This window comes from Ruegeria sp. BI11 (assembly GCF_056538005.1).
Genome location: NZ_JBQFSM010000005.1, coordinates 245,206 through 260,892 on the forward strand (window position 1 = coordinate 245,206; position 15,687 = coordinate 260,892).

Annotated in this window: 12 protein-coding genes; 5 read left to right on the plus strand and 7 right to left on the minus strand. The window is 55.7% G+C overall.

What is annotated here, in order from left to right; genetic code table 11:
• Positions 1–2 precede the first annotated feature (2 nt).
• The 3 genes from ACR0DT_RS13550 to ACR0DT_RS13560 form a co-directional block, all read right to left on the minus strand.
• Complete coding sequence (locus ACR0DT_RS13550) at positions 3–3,143, minus strand: ATP-binding protein (RefSeq protein ID WP_480711249.1); 3,141 nt, start codon at positions 3,141–3,143, stop codon at positions 3–5.
• A gap of 162 nt (positions 3,144–3,305) precedes the next feature.
• A complete protein-coding gene (locus tag ACR0DT_RS13555; RefSeq protein ID WP_480711250.1) occupies positions 3,306–4,076 on the minus strand; it encodes a pyridoxine 5'-phosphate synthase in 771 nt (256 codons plus the stop codon).
• A 9-nt stretch (positions 4,077–4,085) separates the two neighbouring features.
• Positions 4,086–4,736, minus strand: a complete 651-nt coding sequence (locus tag ACR0DT_RS13560; RefSeq protein ID WP_480711251.1) for a pyridoxamine 5'-phosphate oxidase family protein — start codon at positions 4,734–4,736, stop codon at positions 4,086–4,088.
• Positions 4,737–4,796: 60 nt separating this feature from the next.
• Here ACR0DT_RS13560 and pdxR point away from each other — a divergent pair, with 60 nt between their 5' ends.
• From pdxR to ACR0DT_RS13580, 4 genes are all read left to right on the plus strand, one after another.
• Positions 4,797–6,230: a MocR-like pyridoxine biosynthesis transcription factor PdxR gene (gene pdxR, locus ACR0DT_RS13565; protein WP_480711252.1), complete on the plus strand. Its 1,434-nt coding sequence runs from the start codon at positions 4,797–4,799 to the stop codon at positions 6,228–6,230.
• A 134-nt stretch (positions 6,231–6,364) separates the two neighbouring features.
• A complete protein-coding gene (locus ACR0DT_RS13570) occupies positions 6,365–8,287 on the plus strand; it encodes a DUF3604 domain-containing protein (RefSeq protein ID WP_480711253.1) in 1,923 nt (640 codons plus the stop codon).
• Between the two features lie 158 nt (positions 8,288–8,445).
• Positions 8,446–9,267, plus strand: a complete 822-nt coding sequence (locus tag ACR0DT_RS13575; protein ID WP_480711254.1) for a peptidyl-prolyl cis-trans isomerase — start codon at positions 8,446–8,448, stop codon at positions 9,265–9,267.
• Positions 9,264–10,265, plus strand: a complete 1,002-nt coding sequence (locus tag ACR0DT_RS13580) for a HupE/UreJ family protein (protein WP_480711255.1) — start codon at positions 9,264–9,266, stop codon at positions 10,263–10,265. The genes ACR0DT_RS13575 and ACR0DT_RS13580 overlap by 4 nt, the downstream gene beginning before the upstream one ends.
• A gap of 230 nt (positions 10,266–10,495) precedes the next feature.
• On the opposite strand, the gene ACR0DT_RS13585 is transcribed toward ACR0DT_RS13580, so the two are convergent.
• The 4 genes from ACR0DT_RS13585 to ACR0DT_RS13600 all read right to left on the minus strand — a co-directional run bounded on the left by ACR0DT_RS13585 (position 10,496) and on the right by ACR0DT_RS13600 (position 14,629).
• Entirely contained in the window at positions 10,496–11,473 is a 978-nt protein-coding gene (locus ACR0DT_RS13585) for a 2-dehydropantoate 2-reductase (RefSeq protein ID WP_480711256.1), read from the minus strand.
• Positions 11,474–11,477: 4 nt separating this feature from the next.
• Positions 11,478–13,013: an acyl--CoA ligase gene (locus ACR0DT_RS13590; protein WP_480711257.1), complete on the minus strand. Its 1,536-nt coding sequence runs from the start codon at positions 13,011–13,013 to the stop codon at positions 11,478–11,480.
• 57 nt (positions 13,014–13,070) lie between these two features.
• The gene (locus ACR0DT_RS13595) at positions 13,071–13,754 is read right to left on the minus strand and encodes a fumarylacetoacetate hydrolase family protein (protein WP_480711258.1); all 684 of its coding nucleotides are present in this window, start codon (positions 13,752–13,754) and stop codon (positions 13,071–13,073) included.
• 194 nt (positions 13,755–13,948) lie between these two features.
• The gene (locus ACR0DT_RS13600; protein ID WP_480711259.1) at positions 13,949–14,629 is read right to left on the minus strand and encodes a FadR/GntR family transcriptional regulator; all 681 of its coding nucleotides are present in this window, start codon (positions 14,627–14,629) and stop codon (positions 13,949–13,951) included.
• 141 nt (positions 14,630–14,770) lie between these two features.
• Between ACR0DT_RS13600 and ACR0DT_RS13605 the strand changes: the two genes are divergently transcribed.
• Positions 14,771–15,685 carry a fumarylacetoacetate hydrolase family protein gene (locus tag ACR0DT_RS13605; RefSeq protein WP_480711260.1) on the plus strand — a complete coding sequence of 305 codons (915 nt, stop codon included), beginning with the start codon at positions 14,771–14,773 and terminating at the stop codon, positions 15,683–15,685.
• Positions 15,686–15,687 lie beyond the last annotated feature (2 nt).

Consider the following 15,687-nt stretch of genomic DNA (forward strand, 5'->3'; position numbering starts at 1 on the left):
AGCTATGCCAACTCTGCCAGTGCCGCGTCGATGCGGGTCAGCATCGGAGAACGCCCAGCAGATTCGACGATGACACGGGCCCTGCTCAGGTGTTCGATGGCCTGCGTCTTCTTTTTCTTAGCCTTGTACAGCAACCCCATAATCATGTCGCAGCGCGCAATATAGTGACCCTTTGGGTCGAACTGAGGGTTCTTGCGTACTTGTTCGATCATAGCGATCAGGCGCTTTTTCCCAAATAACATAACCCAGAATATCGAACGGAAATTTCGAAACAGGACGCCCAATGAGCCCCCGCCCTCACCGGTTAGAATGGCAAGATACATCTCGCACAGAAACAGGCGGGCCCAGTCGGCAGATATCTGTGTGCCCTCGTCCGTGCGTTTCTGGATGGCCCATTCGATCTGCCGCAACCCAGCCGTGATCTTACCATTCAGCGCAAAAGCAACCCCCAGCATAGTCGCGGGGCCAAAGGTAAATAGGGTCCACCCCTTTTCGTCACAAGCCTTGATGTGGTTCTGAACCACCTCGGTCGCCCCCGGCTTTTCCATTGGCACCATGGCCCCAACTCTGGCAGCCTCGGCGATGGCTAGCTCAAACTCGACCTTTGACGCCTTGCGCGCCTTCTCGGCCATCTCGAGCGCCAGTTCGTGATCATCGGTGACCATCGCGATCAGCGCCTTCATTGCCGTTCCATAGCCCAGCGCGCGTGGATCATTGTTGGATGTACCCAGCGCGATCATACGATCCGACGCGGCATGCGCCAGTGCCACCCGCCCCCTGGTGAGCTCATTCCAGCCAACAGTGGCCAGATAGAAATTGTGGATATAGGCGTCGTCGATTTGTTCCAGCACGGCCTCGACATCACGTTTTCGCGCCTCGAAACGATCATTGTCGATCGGCGCGTGGTAGATCGAGACCGACAACTCATTCACCATTGCATAGGCTTTGGACGCCGGGTCTTTCAGTCGGCGGGCCATGTCAGTCAGCTCCTGCTGAACCCAATGCGCTTCGTGATACTTACCGTTGCAGACCAGACAAGAGACATAGTGGTGCAGGAACAAGGCGTGATCCTGACTGTCTCCGGCCTTTTGCAGAATCGGACGCACGGTACCGGCCAGTTCGATGATCTTATTGACCCGCAGCGAGATGTTGGAGCACAGCGCGAAACTAGCCATGAACCCGGCGAATTCCGCGTCCGTGGCGCAACTTGGGTCGCTTTGGTACAGATCAAGCGCGGCCACAAAATACCGATTGGCCTCGTCCAGGGAATAGACACCCAGACATTTGTCACCAGCCATCGCGCTGTAGCGAAACGCCTGATCTGCCCGATCCGTCTGCCCAAAGTGGAAGGCAAGCACCTCGGCCGCCTCGTGCAAACGGTTGGCATTACGCACCACCAATGCCTCGGCGATAGCACGGTGCAGGTCGGACCGGCGCGTCAGGACCAGACTCTGATAAACCGCATCCCGCAGCAGCACATGTTTGAAGATGTAATCGGACGAGTTTGGCTCGCGGTACAGCACGTCCTGCGTCTGAAGCCGCTGCAGGGCAGCACCGGTTGTTTCGGTGATCTGGGACAAGAGACCGGGGTCAAAGCGGCGGCCAATCACTGCTGCGGCCTGCAGCAAGGCGCGATCTTCGGGGGCCAAACGTTCTATCCTGGCCGTCAGCAAACTGCGCATTGTAACAGGCAATCCACTTTCGCCGATATCCGCATCGATATGGGCGCGACCACCCTCGACGCGCAAAACTCCCTGATCCAGCAGAAAGCTCAGGATTTCCTCGCCAAACAACGGGTTACCTCCGGCACGGTCAGTCAGCCACTGTGCCAGACCGTCGGGCAGAACATCAACCCCAAGGCGGTGCTGCGCTAGGGTGGCAAGGTCTTCGACCCTCAGCGGACGCAACGCCAAGGTTGTCACCCCGGTCTTTCCTTGCCAATCCGGTATGTATTCGGGCCGCCGTGTCTGGATAATCAACAAATTCGACAGGCCCGTGGTGTCGATCACATTCGCCAGCAGGTCTTTCGACGCACTATCAATCCAATGGCCGTCTTCGATCAGCAGAATGACCCTATCCCGCGCACATTTCTGTTGCAGCAGATCCGTCAGCAGCTCACGAACACGCAAGCCGATCAGAACACCGTCGAGCCCGTCCAAAGCCCCCTCAGGCGGAGCAAGCCCCAACAGGTTCATCATCAGCCCAAGGTTCTGCTGCGTTAACAGTCCGGATTTCTTCAGCCCTGCCTCAAGCTTGGCCCGAACCCTCAGCGAGTTGTCTACATCGGTGATGAGAAATGAGCTTCGTATGATTTCCAAGAATGGTAGAAACGGAACCTGCTGGCCGTCGTTAAAGCAGTTCCCTGTCAGAACTGAGACCTCACCAGCAGGCAACCGGTGAAGAAACTCGAACACAAGCCTCGTTTTGCCCAGCCCTGGCTCGGCAACCAAATCAATCACGGAACGGGTGGATTTTGCCTGTTCCAACGCTGCCGATATCGTGCTTAGTTCTTCTGTCCGACCCACATAGCTGCTTAACCCCTGTGCCATAGATGCGTCGAACCGGGTTGCGTCGGGGTGAACAGCCTGCAGCCGCCACAGTGTTTGCGGTGCGGACAGGCCTTTGATCTGTTGTTCGCCGAAAAATCCGAGTTCAGTCACCCACTCGACCAAGCCCCGCGTGGTGTCGCAGATCAGGGTGCCGCCGGACGGGGCAAGGTTTTCAAGCCGCGCGGCCAGGTTAACCGTGCTGCCCACGGCAGTAGTCGGGCCGCTTTCGCCTTGAACTGTTGCCATCAGAACCGTGCCAGAACTGATCCCCACGCGCACTTTCGGGCGCACACCAAAACGCGTCTCAATATCCTCTGCGGATGCTTCAAAAGCCGCATGGATGGCCATGGCTGCCCGGCAGGCCCGCAGCGCCGTATCTTCGGCCGCGTCGGGGATGCCAAACAGCGCCATGATGCTGTCACCTGCAAAATCACGCACCGTGCCACCATGAGCTTCGACCGCCTGGACCAGCGTGTCGTAGGTCAGCCGAACAAAGGCCAGCGCCTGTTCTTCCCCAAGCGCTGCGACAATCGCGGTATAGCCGACCATATCGGCAAACAGCACCGAGACCTGGCGCCGTTGCTCGCTATCCACTTGCTCTCGCTTAGGTTTATCCGCAATTTCCCCCATACCCGCAAAGCTGTACTACAGCACAATCAGCCTCGCCAGTATCTGCAGACGAATTGACGCAAAGGCTCACGCAAATTGCAGTGAAAATGTCACGCCAGAGATCAGGCACAGCCGCACTTGGGTTTATCAGACAATTTCCACTTTTTGAGCGTCGGATTGACGGATGGAACAAGAGCCAAGATACCGGCGAACGGTTTCGGTCATTCCAAAGGTCAGGGCATCGCAGAACAAGGCGTGGCCGATGGACACCTCGGCAATGGCAGGAACATGCGCGATCAGTTTGCGTGTGCCACTGACCGTCAGATCATGCCCCGCATTGACCTTGAGTCCCTCCGCCGCAGCCGCTGTCGCGGTGGCGGCCAGACGGTCTAGCTCCTGCGCCTCGGCGTCGGGGTCATCATAAGACCCACCAAACGGACCGGTGTAAAGCTCGACCCGATCTGTCCCAGTCTTGGCTGCGAAGGTCATGTGTGCTGCCTCTGGATCGCTGAACAAGGACACGCGGTGACCGTTCGCCTTGAGGTCGGCAACGACAACCGCCAGCATCGCGCCCTGCGCCTGAAAATCCCAGCCGTGGTCACTTGTCGCCTGCCCCGGCGCATCCGGCACCAACGTGACCTGATCCGCGCGCACCTGCTGCACCAGCGACAGAAACCGTGCATCCGGGTATCCTTCGACGTTCAGCTCCCGGTCAGGGAATTCTGCGTCAAGCAAGGCGCGCAGACCCCGCACATCATCGGGGCGGGTGTGGCGCTGGTCCGGTCGAGGGTGCACCGTCACCCCCGCCGCGCCCGCATTCAAGGCAATCCGGGCCAAATCCAGAATATTCGGCCAGGGGTGTTCACGCCGATTGCGCAGAAGGGCAGCAACGTTCAGATTTACCGAGAGGTCCGTCATCGCCCCGCCCTACAGTCGAAAGGTTTGCACATGTTCGGGCACCGACACGCCGTCGATGTTTCGGGGGTCAGGAATCGGATCGCCAACCGAAGTATGGACGGGAATAACTCCGGCCCAGATGGGCAGGTTATAATCCTCTTCCTCGTCATTGGGTCCGCCGATGCGGACCTTGGCGCTGCCTTCCGAGATGTCCATCCCCAACACCATGGTCGCCTTCAGATCCTGCACGTGATCGGGCCGCAAGCTTTCATAGCGTCCGGGGAACAAGCCGTTCACGAACCGAGCCAGCTTGTCGAGCTTTTCCGCAGGGTCTTCGACCTTGACTGCCGTGCCAAACAACGTGACCGACCGCGAGTTGACCGAGTGATGCATTCCGGAGCGGGCTAGGACAAATCCATCGAGGATCGCGACCGACAAACAAACTTGCGCGTCACGTGAATTGCGCAACGCGCGGCTGGCGGAAGAGCCATGCCAATAGATGCGATTGCCCTCTCGCCATTGCAACGTCGGAGTGACAAAGGGCTTGCCGTCAATCACATAACCCACGCTGCACATGGGTTGCGCATCCAGAATGTTGTTGATGGTGGTGCGATCAAAATGACCCCGCTCGTGCGACCGGCGCAGGCGGGATCTGTCGGTGATGTTCAGAGTCTCATTCATTTTCTTAGCTCGGGTTTGTTCTTGCTATACCCGTAGTGCCCGGATATTGGATATTTTCAAATGTCCAATTCTAAAACTTTTTCTAAGGCCAATTTGAACCGCGACCTCTTTGCGATCTCGTTGGATTCATCGCTAAAGATGTCGCTTCAAACGCAACTGCTTGAGGCGTTGCGCAGCATCATTTCGACGTCCCCTTACCTTGTCGGGGTACGGTTGCCAGCCAGTCGCACCTTGGCGTCTGAGTTGTCGATCTCCAGAACAACGGTTCAAGCGGTCTATGACCAGATGATCAGCGAAGGGTATCTGGTCACGCGGCAAGGCAGCGGCACCTATGTGGCCAACGAGATCACCCACCTGTCACAGCCGCAGCCCGTCCCCCACCCGGCTGGTCCAACGATCCAGAAGTGGCGACCCTTTCAAACCGGTCTGCCGGATCAAGCCTTGCTGCCGCACAGACAATGGGCCCGCCATCTAGAGCGTGCCTGGCGCGACCCTGCGCCCGAGCTTTTGGCGCGACAGGATCCGTTTGGCTGGCACCCCCTGCGCGCGGCCATCTCGGACCACCTTGCCGCGTGGCGGCACCTGCCCTGTGATCCGGGGCAGGTTGTAATCACCTCGGGTGCGCGCGAGGCATTCGAGGTAATTTTTCAAGGGCTGCTTGGCGCAGGTAAACAGGTCGCGATCGAAGACCCCTGCTGGCCGAAACTGCACACGATCCTGACGGACACCGGCAATAGTGCGCGCCCAGTGCGTATCGATCAGGACGGTCTGGATGCGGCGCGCTTGCCGAATGGGGCCAATGCCACAATCGTCACGCCCTCGCGGCACTATCCAACCGGGGTCAGCCTGCCCCTGCCCCGCCGGGTCGCTTTGCTGGATTGGGCCAGACAGACCGGCGCGGTGGTGATCGAGGACGACTATGACAGCGAATTCCGCTATCGGGGGCAACCTTTACCATCGCTGTCGGGGTTGGATGGCCTGAACAACACAATCTACCTTGGCAGTTTTTCAAAACTCGTAAGCCCAGCGCTGAGGATCGGGTATATGGTCGTGCCGAAGCGTTTTTTAAACAGCACACAGGCCTATCTGGACCGTGTGGGCGCGCGCGCTTCGCTGATCCCACAACCCGCCTTGGCGACATTTATGAACAGCGGCGAATTTGCAATGCATCTACGGCGCATGCGGCGCGTTTACGCGCGACGTCAGAACCATCTTCTTAATGCGCTCGCCCCTGTATCTGATTTGCTGAACCTGCAACCCGACTCGTCGGGTATGCATCTTTGCGTTGCACTACAAACGACCCTTGCAAGCCGGATGTCCGACGTTGAAATCAGCCGCCGGGCCGAGGAAAATGGGCTACGGATCAGTGCACTATCGAACCAATGCGTTTTGCCGAAAAAAATGCAAGGCCTTCTATTGGGATACGCGGCGTTTGACGAAGATACGCTCTCAGGTTCAGCCAGGCAGTTGGTCGATATCCTGCGCTCAGGCTGATCTACGGGTCTCTCGGTGAAAGGCGCACAAAGCCAATCATATAAGAACGAAACAAAGTAATATCATAACAACTGAATATTTATGTATGTTTTTTTAAACTTGGAAACATTGTGTCTGTGAATGGGGAGGTTCACATGCTTCGACTGTCTGTATGCCTACTTACTTTGGCCTCGGTTCCGACAAGTGCCTTTGCCGATGCGGTTCCTTCCAAGGAAGCCGCCGAGGGAACCTTTGCCGAGCGCCCCTTCTCACCCTATGCCAACCGCACCTTCCCCGAGCGCCCCCTTTGGGGCGACACCCATTTGCATACGGGGCTGTCGCTGGATGCGGGCGCATTCGGCAACACGCTGCTGCCGGACGACGCGTGGCGATTTGCTAAAGGCGAGCAGGTGATTTCCTCGACCGGGCAACCGGTCAGGCTGGCCAGACCGCTAGATTGGATGGTTCTGACCGATCATACAGACCTGATGGGCTTTGCCCCCGATTTGCAGGCGGGTAAACCGGGCGTGATTTCGGACCCGAAGGGGTTGGAATGGTACGAAGGTTATAAGGCCGGTGGCGAAGAAGCCGGGAAAACAGCCTTTGATATCATCACAAACTTCTCTCAGATGACGCTGCCCGAAATTCTGCTGGAATCGTATAGTCCGGGGGCCGACGCCTTTGCGTTCACCTGGGAACATATCGTCCTGGCCGCGGAACGGCACAACGATCCCGGTAAATTCACAGCGTTTATCGGATTCGAATGGACCTCGGTGCCCAAGGGTTTCAATCTGCACCGAAACGTCATGCTGCGCGACGGACCGATCCGCGCACTGCAGGTTGTCCCGCCGGTGACACAACCGCCCTACGGCAATACCAACCCCAAGGCTCTTTATACGTGGCTGGAAGAATACGAAGCCGAGACCGGTGGCCGAGCGGTGGCTTTTGCCCATAATGGCAACCTGTCAAACGGGTGGATGTTCCCCACCGAAGACACGTATCACGGTGGCAAGGTTGACGAAGAATACGTCCAGAACCGAGCCAGGTGGGAACCGCATTACGAAGTCACGCAAATAAAGGGGGATGGCGAAGCACACCCATACCTCAGCCCGGATGACCCTTTTGCCGACTATGAGAACTGGGACGTTGGCAACCTCGATATCACCGAGCTGAAAACTGAGGACATGCTAGCCGGTGAGTATGCGCGCGAAGCCCTCAAACGCGGCCTGATGCTTGAAGAAAAGTTCGGCGTGAATCCCTATAAATTCGGGATGGGCGGCGCGACCGACAGCCATACCTCGCTGGCAACTGCTGAAGAAGACAACTTCTTTGGCAAATCCGTCAGTGTGGAACCCTCAGCTACGCGGATACAGCATCCTTTTATTGCCAATGACCTTGGCGAGATACCAGGGGATTTGCTTGTTGCCTCAGGCTACACGGCCGTTTGGGCTACCGAGAACACACGCTCGGCTATCTTCGACGCGTTCAAGCGCCGCGAAACCTATGCGACCACCGGCCCCCGGATCGGTCTGCGTGTCTTTGGCGGATGGGCCTTTGATGAGGGGGATCTTGAGACGCGCTTTCTTGCGGATGTCGGTTACACAAAAGGCGTCCCGATGGGTGGCGACCTGCGCCCGCGCGAAGGAGATGGCGCACCGAATTTTCTGATCGGCGCCCTGCGCGACCCGATCGGTGCAAATCTGGATCGGGTACAGGTTGTCAAAGGCTGGTTGGATGCCGACGGAGCGTTGCAGGAAAAGGTCTATAACGTCGCCTGGTCCGATGACCGGACACCGGATGCGGACGGCAACCTGCCCGAGGTCGGCAATACCGTGGATGTGGAAACCGCAAGCTGGAGCAACACAATCGGCGCGTCTGAGTTGATCACAGTTTGGTCCGACCCGGATTTCGATCCGAATGAACGGGCCTTTTACTATGTTAGGGTTCTTGAAATCCCGACCCCCCGCTGGGTGTTGTACGACAAGCTGCGGTTTGGCACTGATCTGCCCGAAAACACACAGTTGATCCATCAGGAACGCGCCTATTCCTCGCCGATCTGGTATACTCCCGGCGAATAACGGCCCTTTGCCCAAAACCCGCCCGGGCGGGGGTTTCTACCTTCGAAAACCCGGCACAGTGTTGGAATATAAGATAAATGTGCCGCCACCGTGTTTGACTTTTCAAGGGACTCGCCTCTACGATTGAGGCGGGTCCAGACGTGTCTTCGGAACTGTATATGCGTATTTTGAAAGAACCCCTGTTCCACTTCATTTTGATTGGAGCCGCCATCTTTGGATGGTTTGCCATAGTTGGCCCAAAGGACGAAAGCGTTGAGCTGGGCGAGGCAATCGTAATTGACGATGGTGACATCGCACTTTTAGTCACACGCTTTGAAACCACGTGGAAGCGACCGCCTCAGAACGACGAGCTGCAGGCCCTGATCGACGCCTTGGTGCGCGAAGAAGTAATGGTGCGAGAAGCCCGCAAACTGGGACTGGATCGCGGGGATCAGGTGATCCGGGCAAGGTTAGCACAAAAGATGGACTTCCTGTCGGATGCGATTGCCGCCTCGGTAGACCCTGAAGATTCAGTTCTTGAGGCTTACGTGGCGGCGAATCCGGCGCGTTTCACAAAACCTGCTCAGATGGCATTCGATCAGGTATACCTCGGTGATCAGCCGGGATCAGAGGAAGTTCAAACTGCTCTTGCATCGCTAAAGGCAGGCGCGGATTGGTTAGAGACCGGTGTTCAATCCCTGATGCCGAAATCTATGCCACCGTCAGCACCAACCGCTGTGGACGCCACATTTGGCCCGGGATTTTCGGCTGCGCTTGACCCTCTGGAAACCGGCATTTGGACAGGCCCGGTCGCATCGGGATACGGGGTGCATCTGGTCCGGGTTACCGATACACAACCCGAGTATCTCCCGCCTCTTTCGGACATTCGTGATGCGGTTTTGATAGCGTGGCGCAGGGACACCGCCGAGGAACTGGCGCAGGCGCAATACGAAAGTCTGGCCGCGCAATACAGGATTGAAAAACCGGGGCCCGTTGAATGAGGGTCCTCGTTTGCTTGATGATGGCGTTCTGGCTGGCCTGCGCCCCAAAGCACAGCGATGCCCACGCGCTTGACCCGGGTTATCTGGACCTTCGACAAATGGCATCGGGCACCTGGCAAGTGCTTTGGCGCATTCCGGATGTAAACGGTCAACCCATGCGGATCGACGCGATCCTGCCTGAAGTCTGCAGCCCGCTACAGGGGCCAAAGCCAATCTTTGACTCAGTCGCCTGGGTAACCTCGTGGGTCACCGAATGCGAGACCGAGATTGCAGGCCACACCGTCACGATCAAGGGGCTTGAACGGCAAAATAACGACGTCCTTTTGCGCGTTCAGCCGATGGACGCGGCGATTGCAACGTTGCGGTTTACACCTAATGAACCGACCCAAACCCTGCCCGAAGATCCAACAATATGGTCCGTGTTCGTCAGCTATTTCTGGCTTGGATTTGAACATATTTTGGAAGGCTGGGACCACCTTCTGTTTGTCTTTGCCTTGTTCATTCTGGTGCGCGATCCATGGCGGTTGGTTGGAGCGGTGACAGCGTTTACAGTCGCTCACTCAGTCACCTTGGCACTGGCGACACTGGGTTTTCTACGCGTCCCAGCCGCCCCAGTCGAGGCGGTGATCGCCCTGTCAATTCTGTTCCTGGCGCTGGAAATTCTCAAACACAAGGACGGGCAGATAAGGCTGTCCGAGCAATACCCCTGGATTGTCTGCTTTAGTTTCGGGCTGCTACACGGGCTAGGTTTCGCAGGCGCCCTGTCTGAAATCGGCTTGCCCACTCAGGATATTCCGGCTGCGCTTCTTGCCTTTAACCTTGGGGTTGAGGCTGGTCAGCTCGCCTTTATAGCGGGTTTGTCGTTGGTGATTTACCTGTGGCGTCAAATAACACGCTTTGATCCATCAAGACTGGATGGAATTACCAGACCGGTCACTGGCTATGCCATTGGATGCATTTCCGTATATTGGCTGGTCGAACGTGTCAGTGGATTTTAAATCCGGGCAGCAGCAATAGGTTCGTGTGCCATCTATTGGGAACGAAGACCTGTTGAAGCGATTGCGGTGGAGCTAAGCGGTCAGTTTTTCGAAGTGACGCATATAACTCGCAAGCGTAAACTCACTTTAGTAGGATGCCTGCGAAAACGGGACCTAATCAAAACCATGCAACAAAGCCTATACCTCTACTTGCTTCAAGTTGATCTCTTCTGGCGTGTCCGCAAAGGCAATCAATAAAGACCCGCGACCTTTGCTCGCAGCTTTATTAGAGACGCCACAGTATCGATCGTGGGCGATGCGACCCCAGTCAGCTGCCCTAGTTCCTGCACTGAAGTGACCAAAGCATCAATTTCCATTGGTCGGTTCAACTCCAAGTCCTGCCACATAGAGGTCTTGTGTGCGCCAACAGAGGCTCCACCATCAATCCGTTTTTCAACATCAATAGGAAATTTTACACCCAGCTTCTCAGCGATTTCTTGCGCCTCAAGCATCATTCCGCGTGCCACAGAGCGTGTGCCCTGGTCGGTACACAGGACATCAAGCGTTGAATGCGTAAGTGCAGAAATCGGGTTAAACGACAAATTACCCCACAGTTTCAGCCAAATTTCATCCCGTATTCTTGGTCTTACGGGCGCACGCAACCCAGCGGCAGACAACGCAACCGAAAGCTTGGCAGCACGGTCTGACTTAGTGCCATCTGGCTCGCCCAATGAAAAACGATTGCCTTCGACATGCTTAATCGATCCCGGGGCAATAACTTCTGCGGCTGGGTAAACGACACATCCGAGCACTCGATCCGGCCCGAAACCGTTCCATTGCATGTTACCCGGGTCCACAGACGCTAGCTTCGTCCCCTCATAGGGACCACCCAGTTTATGGAAGTACCACCAGGGCACCCCGTTCACTCCACTCACTACTGTCGTCTCGTCCGCAATCAGTGGCTGCATTGAGTCTACGACTGCTGGAACTGAGTGTGCTTTTAGTGTGATGAAAACATAATCTTGCGGGCCAAGGTCGGCTGCATTGTCCGAGGCGCGAACTGACACGTTTATCGGATCCCGCCCATCCTCAAGAAGAGTTAGCCCTTTTTCTTGCATTGCGGCTAGATGAGGGCCACGCGCGACTACACTGACGTCCACGTCTGACTGGGCAAGCTTCGCGGCAACGTAACCTCCGATTGCTCCGGCACCAAAGATACAAACTTTCATGTGTCTAAGCCTCTGCCAGTCCCAGTTTAGCGGCCAGCCCGATCCTTTGTATTTTACCTGTCGCGCCTTTTGGAATTTCTTCCAGAATAACAACGGTCGTGGGCACCTTGAATTTGGCGAGCCGATCACTGACGAATTCCCGAACGTCCTGACCTGCGATCGCCGCGCCTTCCGAGAGTACCACCGCCGCCGCTATGTCTTCACCCAGTTTGCCATGGGGAACGGCAAAACAAACCGCCTGAGCAACGTCCGGGTGGCTCAGTAGCACGGCGTCAACTTCGAGCGGGCTAATTTTTTCCCCACCTCGATTGATAAGCTCTTTGAGACGCCCGGTCAGTCGTAAATAGTTTTCGTTGTCGAATGACCCTTGGTCCCCGGTGCGAAACCAAAGTTTTCCATCCGCTTCAAAGAAATTGTCGGCATTTGCCTGCGGGTTGCTCTCGTATCCCGGAGTCACGTTCGGACCACTTATGACGATTTCGCCGACGTCCTGTGAAGCGATCAATACATTTTCCGTCTCGTCTGCAATTCCGACTTCTGGACCTGCGGCTATTCCAACGGAACCGGGCTTTTGCAGCTGGGGAGGAAGCGGGTTGCAACACATTTGATGTGCGGCCTCAGTCATGCCGTAGGCTTCGATGACGGGCGCTTTAAATGTCGCCACCAATTCTTCCATTACCGGGCCAGGCAATGAAGCAGAGGAAGACCGAAGAAAGCGCAATCGCGATTGATCAATGATTGTTTGGTTTCGGGCAGCTCGAGTCAGAATAGCTTGGTGCATCGTCGGAACTGCCGTGTACCATGTCGGGTCGACCTCAGCGACTTGAGAGAAAAAGCTGAGAGCGTTGAAACCTTGGGCGCAGCTAATTTGAGATCCAGCGCTTAAAGAAGCGGCGACAGCCGCGATCAGCCCATGGATATGAAACAGCGGCATAATGCTCAAACAACGGTCGTCGATTGTCAGTTTCAAAGACGACGCCACGTTTCGTGCGGATGCGTAGATATTAGCCTGAGTCAGAGGGACGATCTTAGGGCGCGACGTTGTTCCTGAGGTGTGGAGTATTAGGGCGACATCATCTTCACCCGGCTTGGTTGTATCAGCAACGCCAATTGGGTCGCTGGGCAATATAGAAAACTGCCCCGCTGGAAGGAGGCTTTCGTGAGAAGCCCTCAATATTGCGATGCCAAGATCCCTCGCCGCTTGCGCGGCGGGACCATCTTCGTATTCATTTACAAGAAGGGCCTTGGCCTTCAGATCCCTGAGATAAAAAAGGTATTCTTCGTAGGTATATGCAGGGTTCAGAGGTGCCGTCGTAGCAACTTGGGCGACGGAAATGAATGCCGTCGCCATCTCTGGGCCGTTGGGCAACACAATTGCCACCCGGTCGCCGCGACCTACTCCGATTTGATGGAGATCTATTTTAACCTTTGCGCAAAGCTCGCGAAGCCCACGGTAGCTCAGCCAAGATCGCCCTGGGGCACCGATAGCATTCGAAGTGCCAGAATGGGGTGCAATCAATTCAGCGATTAAGTGGGACATCCGGGATCCGTTTACAAAAGCATTGTCCTAATTAGCGGAGAGCGATGGAAGGTGTGGCTACGTTACATTGACGGTTAGGCTACCCAGTTTGTCGACCGCCAAAACCATAACATCTCCGCGGCTGACCGGGCCAACGCCCGAAGGTGTTCCCGAAAGGATAACGTCTCCGGCAGCAAGTTCAAAATAATCGCTGAGGTACGAGATCATCTCAGGGACTTTCCAGATCATCTGGTTCAAGTCGCCTTCTTGACGGATCTCACCATTCACCGTCAGAGTAATTGGACCTTTGTCGAGATGCCCAACTTCTGACACCTTGTGAATTGGTCCACATGGTGCAGAGCGCTCAAACGCCTTGCCGATTTCCCACGGGCGACCCATTTTTTTCATCTGCCCTTGCAGGTCACGGCGGGTCATATCAAGCGAAAGCCCGTACCCAAAGACATGATCCAAGGCATCGTCTACTGAAATATTCGTGCCGCCAGACTTGAGCGCGACATACATTTCAGCTTCGTGATGCACATCGGAACTGTGCGGGGGATAAGGAAACTCCCCTGAAGGATCGAGATTATTTGGGTTCTTTTGAAAGAAAAACGGGGGTTCCCGGTTCGGGTCATGGCCCATTTCAATTGCGTGCGCCGCGTAGTTTCGCCCAATGCAATAAACGCGACGGACAGGAAATGTTCCGCCCCCCGCTACGGGTATTACATGCACCTGTGGCGCGGGAATGACATGATCGGACATCGCTTTCCTCCTGAGCGTTTGATTGCCAAAGATCGGAATTCCAAACGGTCAGACACCCTCCGATCGATACCACGCCAGATACGTTCAGACGTGGCCGCTTACCAAGTCATCGCTAAAATTCGCGCTGTTTTGCAAGACCCATGGCTTCAATCCACCCCGACCATTTCCCGAATTGGTTGGGCATTGGTGCTGCTTCAGTCGTCGGACTGGATGCTCGTAGGCAATACACGCGAATAAACCGATTTCAGGTGATCCACCATGGCACTGGCCGCAAGCTCGCAGTCGCCCTTTGCTATGGCAGACACGATCACATCATGCTCACGAAAACTGGAATAATCGTCTGCAGGCTTTAGAGTCTCGCGTGGCTGCCCCCAAACAATAGATCTGCGGACCGAATTCAAAGTCTCAAAAAAGTACAAAAAGAGCTGATTGCGAGTAGAACGGGCAATAGCGTAGTGCAAATTGTTGTCCCAAGCTTCGTAAGTGCGCCAATCCTCTGCGGTACGACATTTATCCGCGCAAAGCCTCATTTGCTCACGATCTGAACGAGTTGAGTGAATTGCTGCCAAACGACTAAGCTGCGGTTCGATCGTAAATCGTACCGTCACAACTTGTTCAGGTTTTATTTGATCGCCCAAATAGGTAACGTCGGTGAGGTTCAGAACTGGCCGGGAACCTACGAAAGTTCCCCGACCCACATGGCGCCAGATAAGCCCCTGCGCCTCTAGCTCTGCTAACGCTCTTCGCAATTGGTTGCGAGTCGTCCCAAGCTTTGAACACAGTTCGCGTTCAGGCGGGAGCCTGTCGTTATGCCGGAATCCGGCGCTGTTAATCAGGTCGCGTACACGTTGCACGAGTTCTGTTGGTTCACTCATTTCCCCACCCAATTCGGTGATTGGTTGATTGATTGAAACGCCAAGTCGGAAAAAACTCAAGGGCAAGAGAAAAGCTAGAAACGAGTCGCAAGACCAAGTCAGCGACCAGGGCTTGACATCAGCACGAGGGAGGAGTGCCGAGTGCGGTTAGCAACTGTTTCCGTAGAGGGTCACGCCGTTTGCGTGGCAATACTTACCGATGGCAGCAGGTTAGACGTTTCGCGCGCAGCGCAATTGCGTGGCAAAACGCTGGACGCCAGTTCAATGCAGCAGCTGATTGCAGGCGGCCAAGCGACGCTTGAGGTTTTGAAAACCCTCGTGTCATCGGCTGAAGCCGGCGAATTAAAAGACGCATTGGCCCCAACTGATGCGCCATTCTTGGCTCCTATTCCTGCTCCGCGTAAAAACGTGTTCTGCGTCGGGCGCAACTATGCTGAACACATCGCCGAGGGTGATCGGGCGCAAAAGCAAAAAGTTGGAGTGACAGAGCATCCGGTGTTTTTCACAAAGCCGCCGACGTCTATTGTGGCACCCGAAGCGGACATTCTGATTTTCCCAACGGTCTCGCAGGCTGTCGACTATGAGGTCGAACTGGCAATTGTGGTCGGAAAACCTGGGCGCAACATAGCTAAAGCGGACGCATACGACCACATTTTCGGCTATACAATCCTAAACGACGTCACCGCCCGTGATATTCAGCGCCGTCATGGTGGTCAATATTTTAAAGGCAAAGGGTTGGATGGGTCATGCCCATTGGGTCCGTGCATAGTAACTGCTGATTCAATCGGCGATCCGCACTCTTTAACAATTGGCTTAACGGTTAACGGCGAACAGCGCCAAAACGGAACCACGTCGGACATGATCTTCGACATTCCAACGCTGATCGCATCCCTATCAGAAGGCCTGACCCTGGAACCGGGTGACGTAATCGCAACTGGCACGCCGTCAGGTGTCGGATACGCAATGGACCCACCACAGTTTCTGAAAGACGGGGACATCGTGGTTTGTGAAATTTCAGAAATCGGCGCGCTCAAGAATACCGTGCACGCTGTGTAAAT

Excerpts from the sequence above, each read along its gene's own strand:
- ACR0DT_RS13555 (WP_480711250.1), bottom strand. The coding sequence starts at position 4,076 with ATGACGGACCTCTCGGTAAATCTGAACGTTGCTGCCCTTCTGCGCAAT.
- ACR0DT_RS13560 (WP_480711251.1), bottom strand. The coding sequence starts at position 4,736 with ATGAATGAGACTCTGAACATCACCGACAGATCCCGCCTGCGCCGGTCG.
- pdxR (WP_480711252.1), top strand. The coding sequence starts at position 4,797 with ATGTCCAATTCTAAAACTTTTTCTAAGGCCAATTTGAACCGCGACCTC.
- ACR0DT_RS13570 (WP_480711253.1), top strand. The coding sequence starts at position 6,365 with ATGCTTCGACTGTCTGTATGCCTACTTACTTTGGCCTCGGTTCCGACA.
- ACR0DT_RS13575 (WP_480711254.1), top strand. The coding sequence starts at position 8,446 with ATGCGTATTTTGAAAGAACCCCTGTTCCACTTCATTTTGATTGGAGCC.
- ACR0DT_RS13580 (WP_480711255.1), top strand. The coding sequence starts at position 9,264 with ATGAGGGTCCTCGTTTGCTTGATGATGGCGTTCTGGCTGGCCTGCGCC.
- ACR0DT_RS13585 (WP_480711256.1), bottom strand. The coding sequence starts at position 11,473 with ATGAAAGTTTGTATCTTTGGTGCCGGAGCAATCGGAGGTTACGTTGCC.
- ACR0DT_RS13590 (WP_480711257.1), bottom strand. The coding sequence starts at position 13,013 with ATGTCCCACTTAATCGCTGAATTGATTGCACCCCATTCTGGCACTTCG.
- ACR0DT_RS13595 (WP_480711258.1), bottom strand. The coding sequence starts at position 13,754 with ATGTCCGATCATGTCATTCCCGCGCCACAGGTGCATGTAATACCCGTA.
- ACR0DT_RS13600 (WP_480711259.1), bottom strand. The coding sequence starts at position 14,629 with ATGAGTGAACCAACAGAACTCGTGCAACGTGTACGCGACCTGATTAAC.